This is a genomic window from Vibrio sp. 10N.222.48.A3, assembly GCF_041475345.1.
GTDB lineage: Bacteria > Pseudomonadota > Gammaproteobacteria > Enterobacterales > Vibrionaceae > Vibrio > Vibrio tasmaniensis_A.
Genome location: NZ_JBFRVX010001720.1, coordinates 1 through 293 on the forward strand (window position 1 = coordinate 1; position 293 = coordinate 293).

General features: G+C 44.7%; 1 protein-coding gene. It reads right to left on the reverse strand.

Annotation, left to right across the window (positions count from 1 at the left end; genetic code table 11):
* On the reverse strand, positions 1–293 hold a 293-nt coding region (locus AB4653_RS28600; protein WP_372106018.1), incomplete at both ends, for a hypothetical protein.

Genomic DNA, 293 nt, shown 5'->3' on the forward strand with positions numbered 1-293 from the left:
TACCCTTTTTTTTCGCCTGCAAGATAAGCATCCACTTTTTTATCCACATCAGCGGAAACCAAATTACGCATTTCTACTGCATCTTTTTTATTTTCATGGAACGCGACACCATCAAAACTTTGTGTGTGGGTTAAATTACCCGTCCCTTGGATCATCCTGATCCGTCGATACATCTCTTCCATCAACTCGCGGTTAGACGGCCGCTCATCTTCCTTATCGTTCAGTTTGATCCTCAATGCCAGCGTGAGAAGTTGCCTGACGGCTTCCGCATCACCTAACTTTTCTCTGTCTCT